6 protein-coding genes are annotated in these 5,759 nt (G+C 69.0%); 3 read left to right on the forward strand and 3 right to left on the reverse strand.

The window, feature by feature from the left end; translation table 11 throughout:
* Positions 1-67: 67 nt before the first annotated feature.
* Together DBR36_RS04990 and DBR36_RS04995 are read left to right on the forward strand one after the other, a co-directional pair.
* Positions 68-538 (forward strand): OsmC family protein, encoded by a 471-nt coding sequence (locus DBR36_RS04990; RefSeq protein WP_108317841.1) that lies wholly within the window; start codon positions 68-70, stop codon positions 536-538.
* 47 nt (positions 539-585) lie between these two features.
* Positions 586-1,065, forward strand: a complete 480-nt coding sequence (locus tag DBR36_RS04995) for a hypothetical protein (RefSeq protein ID WP_108317842.1) — start codon at positions 586-588, stop codon at positions 1,063-1,065.
* Positions 1,066-1,184: 119 nt separating this feature from the next.
* Here the strand turns inward: DBR36_RS04995 and glpK are convergent, their stop codons facing one another.
* From glpK to DBR36_RS05010, 3 genes are all read right to left on the reverse strand, one after another.
* Positions 1,185-2,696 (reverse strand): glycerol kinase GlpK, encoded by a 1,512-nt coding sequence (gene glpK / locus DBR36_RS05000; RefSeq protein ID WP_108317843.1) that lies wholly within the window; start codon positions 2,694-2,696, stop codon positions 1,185-1,187.
* Positions 2,697-2,792: 96 nt separating this feature from the next.
* On the reverse strand, positions 2,793-3,548 hold the full coding sequence (locus DBR36_RS05005) for an MIP/aquaporin family protein (protein ID WP_108317844.1): 756 nt from the start codon (positions 3,546-3,548) through the stop codon (positions 2,793-2,795).
* A gap of 121 nt (positions 3,549-3,669) precedes the next feature.
* Complete coding sequence (locus DBR36_RS05010; RefSeq protein ID WP_108317845.1) at positions 3,670-5,388, reverse strand: glycerol-3-phosphate dehydrogenase/oxidase; 1,719 nt, start codon at positions 5,386-5,388, stop codon at positions 3,670-3,672.
* A 112-nt stretch (positions 5,389-5,500) separates the two neighbouring features.
* Between DBR36_RS05010 and DBR36_RS05015 the strand changes: the two genes are divergently transcribed.
* On the forward strand, positions 5,501-5,759 hold a 259-nt coding region (locus tag DBR36_RS05015), incomplete at its 3' end, for a MarR family transcriptional regulator (RefSeq protein ID WP_146185235.1).

Here is a 5,759-nt window from a genome sequence, read left to right on the forward strand (position 1 = left end):
ATCGTATCCCGGTGGGTCCGGCGTTCCTCCGGCCCGCGCGGGCACGGGGGAGGGGCAGACTGGGGACATGAACGGAGAGCACCACTACCGCCTGCGCTCGACCTGGACCGGTGACCGCGGCACCGGGACGAGTGGCTATCGCGACTACGACCGCGCCGTCACGCTCGAGGTCGACGGGAAGCCCGCGATCGCGGCATCCGCCGACAAGCCCTTCCGCGGCGACCCCGCCAAATGGAACCCCGAGGAGCTGCTGCTCGCGGCGCTCAGCGAATGCCACCTGTTGTCGTACCTGCACGCGTGCGTCACGACCGGTGTCGTGGTGACCGGGTACGAGGACGACGCGTCGGGGACGCTCCAGGAGGACGGCAACAGCGGAGGAGCGTTCACCGAGGTGGTGCTGCGACCGCGGGTGCGCGTCGCGGACGAGTCGATGGTCGAGGCCGCGACCGTCGCCCACCGCCAGGCCCGCGAGTGGTGCTTCATCGCCAACTCGGTGAACTTCCCGGTGCGCCACGAGCCGGTGATCACCGTCGGCTGACGGGGCGGTGCGACGGGCGCCCCGGTCGCGCGTCGTATTGTGAGCGCATGCAGCTCGAACCCGCCCTCCGCCGCCTCGACCGGATCGCCGGAGGTCGTCAGGCCGACCACCGCGTCGCGGTCTCGGACGATCCGAAGGTGCGCCGTGCGTTCACGGCGATCACCGTCCTGCTGGGGGCGGGCTTCGTGCTCGGGCTGGCGACGGTCGTCGTCGCCCTGGTGATGACGTCCCGCGGCGACGACGTCGGTTTCGCCGTGTGGATGCGGTGCCTGGTGGTGCTCGCGATCACGACGACGCTGTTCTACTTCCTCTGGCGCGCGCGGGCGGGCTGGTACTGGGCGTTCCGGCGCCTGCAGCTGTTCAGCCGCATCTTCCCGGTGGTCGCCCTCGTGCTCGCGGCGATCCCGGGGCTCTATCCGTTCTGGGTGGTCACCGAGCAGATCCTGTTCGCGCTCCTGCTGATCGGCGTGAGCGACTACCTGCAGTCCGACACCATGCGCGCGGCGTTCCCCAAGCCGCGGCGCTGAGGGTCGGCATCCGGATGCCGTGAGCCCGCCGCCCCACACGGGCCGGGGGACCGCGGCCGCCGGAGACGACGGAACCCCGCCGGCATAGGACCGACGGGGTTCCGATGTTCACGCGGGGATCACTCCACGTCGTCGTTGACCCAGTCCATCGACTTGGTCACGGCCTTCTTCCACAGGCGCAGCTGGCGGTCGCGCTCGTCGCCGTCCATGTTGGGCTCCCAGCGCTTGTCCTCCTGCCAGTTGGCACGCAGGTCGTCCAGGTTGTCCCAGAAGCCGACCGCCAGGCCCGCGGCGTACGCGGCGCCCAGGGCGGTGGTCTCGGCGACCACCGGGCGCACGACCGGCACGCCGAGGATGTCGGCCTGGAACTGCATCAGCGCGTCATTGGCGGTCATGCCGCCGTCGACCTTGAGCTCGGCCAGGTCGACGCCCGAGTCGGCGTTGACCGCGTCGAGCACCTCGCGCGACTGGAAGGCCGTGGCCTCCAGAGCGGCGCGGGCTATGTGACCGCGGTTGACGTAACGCGTCATGCCGACGATCGCCCCGCGGGCGTCCGGGCGCCAGTAGGGCGCGAACAGGCCCGAGAACGCCGGCACGAAGTACACGCCGCCGTTGTCGTCCACGCTCGAGGCGAGGGCCTCGACCTCGGGGGCCGACGAGATGATCCCGAGCTGGTCGCGCAGCCACTGGATGAGCGAACCGGTCACGGCGATCGAGCCCTCGAGCGCGTAGCGCGCCGGCTGGTCGCCCAGCTTGTAGCCGAGGGTCGTGAGCAGACCGTTCTTGGAGTGGACGATCTCTTCACCCGTCTGGAAGATGAGGAAGTTGCCCGTGCCGTAGGTGTTCTTGCTCTCGCCCGGGTCGAAGGCGGCCTGACCGAAGGTCGCGGCCTGCTGATCGCCCAGGATGCCGGCAATCGGCGTCTCGCGCAGCAGCGACGAGGACTCGACGGTGCCGTACACCTCGGACGAGGAGCGGATTTCGGGGAGCATCGAGGCGGGCACGCCGAAGTCGGCGAGGATGTCCTCGCGCCACGACAGCGTCTCGAGGTCCATGAAGAGCGTGCGGCTGGCGTTGGTGACGTCGGTGGCGTGCACGCCGCCGTCGATGCCGCCCGTGAGGTTCCACAGCACCCAGGTGTCGGTGGTACCGAAAAGCAGGTCGCCGGCTTCGGCCTTCTCGCGCGCTCCGTCGACGTTCTCGAGGATCCACACGATCTTGGTGCCCGAGAAGTAGGTCGCCAGGGGCAGGCCGACGATGCTCTTGTAGCGCTCCGGGTCGCCGTCGGCGAGGCGGTCGACGATCGACTGCGTGCGGGTGTCCTGCCAGACGATGGCGTTGTAGACGGGCTTGCCGGTGTTCTTGTCCCAGACCACCGCGGTCTCGCGCTGGTTGGTGATGCCGACGGCGGCGATGTCGTGGCGGGTGATGTCGGCGCGGCTCAGGGCGAGGCCGATCACCTCCTGGGTGTTGCGCCAGATCTCGAGGGGGTCGTGCTCGACCCACCCGGCGCGCGGGAAGATCTGCTCGTGCTCCTTCTGCCCGACGGAGACGACGCTCCCGGACTTGTCGAAGATCATCGCGCGCGTCGAGGTCGTGCCCTGGTCGATGGCGAGGACGTAGTCGGCCATGTATGGACTCCTTTGTCTTGTTCGGTAAGTGGTGAAGGTGTGACGTGGAGAGGGGGCGCCGCGCGAGCGTCGACGCCCCCGGGATGAGACGGTGGGTTACTTGCCCAGGCCCAGCAGGACAGGAGCGAGCACACCGGCGAGCAGACCGCCGACGAGGGGGCCGGCCACGGGGACCCAGGCGTAGCCCCAGTCGCTGGATCCCTTGCCCTTGATGGGCAGGATCGCGTGGGCGATGCGGGGGCCGAGGTCGCGAGCGGGGTTGATGGCGTAACCGGTGGGTCCGCCGAGCGAGGCGCCGATGCCGACCACGAGCAGGGCGACCGGAACGGCGGCAAGGCCCCCGATGCCTCCGGGCACGCCGATGTCGGCCACGCCGTAGTCGCTGAAGCCGAAGATCACGAACACCAGCACGAAGGTCGCGATGACCTCGGTGAGGAAGTTGAAACCGTACGAGCGGATCGCCGGTCCCGTCGAGAAAACGCCGAGCTTGGCGGCGGGGTCGGGCTCGTCGTCGAAGTGCTGCTTGTACGAGGCCCAGGCCAGCACGGCACCGATGATCGCGCCGACCAGCTGCGCGGCGACGGCGACCAGGAACTGGACGAAGCCGATCTTGCCCGCCACCAGCAGGCCGATCGACACGGCGGGGTTCAGCTGCGCACCGGAGTACGCCGAGACGATGACACCGGCGAAGACCGCCAGGCCCCAGCCCCAGTTGACCATCAGGGTTCCACCGGCGTTGCCCTTGGTCTTGGCGAGGGCGACGTTGGCCACCACGCCGCAACCCAACAGGATCAGCATCGCGGTGCCCACCACCTCCGAGAGGAAGTACAGCCCCAGGTTCACTTCTTGCATGTCGTCATCGACCTTTCTTCTGACACCCGGACACCTTCGGCTCGGGTGGTGATGCGGCTCGGTGATCCGAACCTATGGGGCGCGTGCGGGCGTGCAACAGACGGCACGCCCGCACGTTCTCTCAGATTCGAGCGACCCCGGCCTGAGCGAGATCGACGCGGTGCGCCGACCGCAGGATCTCGGTGGTGCGGGTCACCTCGTCGTCGATGCGCGCGGCGTCCCAGCCGAGCGGGCCGGCGACGGCCTCGGCGACCTCGCGCAGCGTGCGCTCGGTCATCCCGCCCACGAAGGCGAGGTGCGTGCGGCGCAGCAGCACGTCGATCAGGTGCACGACCTGCTCGTTGTCGGCGATCCAGGCGAACTCCTCGCGGTAGTACCCGGGGGCGTCCTCGACCGGCGTCGGCTCGGCCGGCAGGGCGGCGAGGATCACGTCGGCGCGAGTGCCGTACCGCTCGAGCATGGCATCCACGAGCTCCGCCGAGTGCGCATTCGTGCGGGCGGAGACCCAGCGACGCCGCTGCTCGGGCGTGGACGGGAACCCGGCGCCGCCACCGATCGACAGTCCCTGGGTGCTCACGCGGTGCGGACGGCGCAGCTTCTGCAGCGTCTTCATGCTGAGGTGCTCGGCGAGAGCGCGGAAGGTGGTCCACTTGCCGCCGACGAGGCTCATGGCCGGCACGCCCGCGATCTCGTCCTCGACGATGCGGTAGTCGCGCGAGACGAAGCCGGGGGCCGTGTCGTCGTGGCGGGGGAGGGGACGGATGCCGGAGAAGGTGTAGACGATCTGCGAACGGTCGACGCTCACGGTGGGGAAGACGTGACCGATGAGGTCGAAGAAGTACTCGATCTCATCGTCGGTGCAGACGACCGGCTTGCCGGGGTCGGCGTCGATGTCGGTCGTGCCGACGAGGACGCGGTCCTTGAGCGGGTAGATCAGCACGATGCGTCCGTCGGAGTGCTCGAAGAAGATCTCGCGTCCGCCGGTGGCGGCGAGCAGCTCGGGGTTGTCGAGGACGATGTGCGAGCCCTTGGTGCCACCCATGAACTGGGTCTTGAGCCCCATGGCCTCGTTGGCGAGGTCGGTCCAGGGGCCGGCGGTGTTCAGGATGACCTTGGCCTTGACGCTGAACTCCTCGCCCGAGACCTCGTCGCGCACGCGCACGCCGTTCGCGTCGGCGCCGACGGCCGAAACGTAGTTGACGGCCTGCGTGCGGCCCGCGCCCGCCTCGATGCCGTCGCGCAGGACGTCGAGCGCGATGCGCTCGGGGTCGTGCATCGACGCGTCGAAGTAGGTGGCCGTGTAGGCGAGGTCGTTGTTGAGCTGGGGCAGCTCGGCGAGCGACTTCTTCTTGCCCAGGAACTTATGGCGGGGAACGGTGCCGCCGTCGCGCGAGAAGGTGTCGTACATGATCAGGCCGACCTTGATCAGCAGGGCGCCGCGCTCGTTGGGCTTGCCGCGACCGTGCGTCACCAGCAGGCGGAACGGAGCGGAGAGGATGCCCGAGAACGTCTTGTAGATCGGGATCGTCGTCTCGAGCGGCTTGACGTAGTGGGGGGCCGTCTTGAGCAGGTCGTTGCGCTCGGTGACCGCCTCTTTGACCAGGCGGAACTCGCCGTTCTCGAGGTAGCGGATGCCGCCGTGCACCATGTGGCTCGACGCCGACGACGCGCCGGAGACGAAGTCCCCGCGCTCGACGAGCGCGACGCTCACGCCTTGCAGGGCCAGGTCGCGCAGGGTGGCGAGGCCGTTGATGCCTCCACCGATGATGAGGACGTCGAGGTCCTCGGCGTCACGGAGCGCCTGGACGTCGGCGCGGAGCGGAGAAGCGGGAGACGACATGTCGACTGCGACCTTTCGTTGTTGGTACGACGATCAGGATGCGCCCGTCTGCACGTTGTTGCAAGCCCCTTGAACAAACGTGCACAATGGTGTCCATGCAGAAGGATCGATCGTGACGACGGCGGCGGAGGAGCGTTCCCGAGACGCTCTGCGTGCGGCGCAGCTGTACTACATGCAGGACCTCACGATGGATGCCATCGCCCACGAGATGCGGGTGTCGCGCTCGTCGGTGTCGCGCCTGCTGCAGCACGCCCGCGACGTCGGACTCGTCACGATCTCGATCAGTCCGCCCGACGACGCCCGCGGGCAGATGGCTCAGCGCATCGCCGACCGCTTCGGCATCACCGCCCACGTCGTGCCCACCCCCACCC

Origin of the sequence: Microbacterium sp. HMWF026 (assembly GCF_003061325.1) — a bacterium.
Lineage (GTDB): Bacteria > Actinomycetota > Actinomycetes > Actinomycetales > Microbacteriaceae > Microbacterium > Microbacterium testaceum_E.